Here is a 1,848-nt window from a genome sequence, read left to right on the forward strand (position 1 = left end):
CGCCGAGTGTGCTGCGGATGCGGCTGATGAGGCGGGTGGCGAGGAGGGAGTGTCCGCCGTGGTCGAAGAAGTTGTCGGTGGGGGTGAGGGTGGGTTGTTTGAGGATGTCGGCCATGAGTCCGCACAGGATTTCTTCGTGTGGTGTGCGGGTGGTGGGTGGGGTGGGGGTGGTGGTGGGTTGGGGTGGGGGGAGGGCGGCGTGGTTGAGTTTGCCGTTGGGGGTGGTGGGGAGTTGGTCGAGGGTGATGATGTGGTGGGGGATCATGTAGTCGGGTAGGTGGTGGGTGAGGGTGGTTTTGATGGTGTCGGGGTTGATGGTGGTGTGGGGTTGGGGGACGAGGTAGGCGATGAGTTGGTGGTCGGGGGTGGTGGTGACGGCGGCGGTTCTGATGTTTTCTTGGGTGCTGAGGATGGTTTCGATTTCGCCGAGTTCGATGCGGTAGCCGCGGATTTTTATTTGGTTGTCGGTGCGGCCGAGGTATTCGAGTTGTCCGTCTGGTCGCCATCGGGTGATGTCGCCGGTTCGGTACATTCTGGTGCCGGTGGTGCTGTGGGGGTCGGCGATGAATCGGGTTGCGGTGAGGGCTGGTTGGTTGGTGTAGCCGTGGGCGGTGCCGGCTCCGGCGATGTAGAGCTCTCCGGCGACGCCGGGTGCTACGGGGTTGAGGTGGTTGTCGAGGACGTAGAGGTGGGTGGCGGTGACGGGTCGGCCGATGGGTGGGGTGGTGTTGCCGGTGAGGGGGTCGGAGAGTGTGGCGGCGATGGTGGTTTCGGTGGGTCCGTAGGCGTTGATCATGAGCCGGTTGGGGGACCAGTGGTGGATGAGGTCGCCGGGGCAGGCTTCGGCGCCGACGAGGAGGCATCGTAGGTGGGGTAGGGGGGTGGGGGTGACGGTGGCGAGGAGGGTGGGGGGGATGAGGGTGTGGGTTATGTGGGCGTGGTGCAGGAGGTCGCTGAGGTCGTCTCCGGCGATGATGCCGGGTGGGGCGATGGTGAGGGTGGCGCCGTGGGGGAGGGACATGAGGATTTCCATGACCCAGGCGTCGAAGCTGGGGGTGGAGAGTTGTAGGACGCGGGAGTCGGGTCCGATGGCGAGTCGGGTGTGGAGGGTGTGTGTCAGTGAGGTGAGTCCGGTGGTGGGGACTCGTACGCCTTTGGGTTGGCCGGTGGAGCCGGAGGTGAAGATGATGTAGGCGCTGGCGTGTGGTGTGGTGGGGGCGACGAGGTGGTGCGGGTCGGCTGCTTCGGTGGGTTGGGTGGGTTCGGTGGGGGTGTCGTCGGTGGGGATGGGGGTGAGGTTGAGGGTGGTGGCGAGTTGGGTGGTGGTGTGGTTGGTGATGGCGATGTGGACGTCGGCTTGGGTGGTCATGGTGTGGAGGCGTGGGGTGGGCAGTGTCGGGTCCAGGGGGGTGAAGACGCCGCCGGCTCGGGAGACCGCGAGTGCTGCGGTGACGAGGTCGATGCTGCGGGGGAGCAGGAGTCCGACGACTGTTTCGGGGCGTACGCCGGCGGTGGTGAGTCGGGTGCTCAGGGTGCCGGCGCGTTGCCACAGTTGGTGGTAGGTCAGGGTGAGGTCGCCGGTGGTGACGGCGGGGGCGTCCGGTCGGGCGGTGACTTGTGCGGCGACCATTTGGGCCAGGGACAGTGCGGGTTGGGTGTCGCCGCCGTCGCCCCAGCGCAGCAGGTCGGCGCGCTCGGCCGGGGACACGACGTTCCACTGTGACAGGCGGGTGTCGGCGCTGCCGGTGGTCATGTCGGTGAGGATCCGGAGCCACCGGTCGATCAGGTCGGTCACCACCGCCTGGTCGAACAGGTCCAACGAGAACTCCACCACCCCGTCCATCCCGG

General features: G+C 66.8%; 1 protein-coding gene. It reads right to left on the reverse strand.

Features of this window, described 5'->3' with window-relative positions; all coding sequences use genetic code 11:
- Nucleotides 1-1,831: non-ribosomal peptide synthetase (locus ACIA6B_RS32510; protein WP_396779316.1), on the reverse strand; the 1,831-nt coding region annotated here is incomplete at its 3' end.
- Nucleotides 1,832-1,848: the final 17 nt, after the last annotated feature.

This window comes from Micromonospora sp. NPDC051141 (genome assembly GCF_044455765.1).
In the GTDB taxonomy this organism is placed as follows: Bacteria; Actinomycetota; Actinomycetes; order Mycobacteriales; family Micromonosporaceae; genus Micromonospora.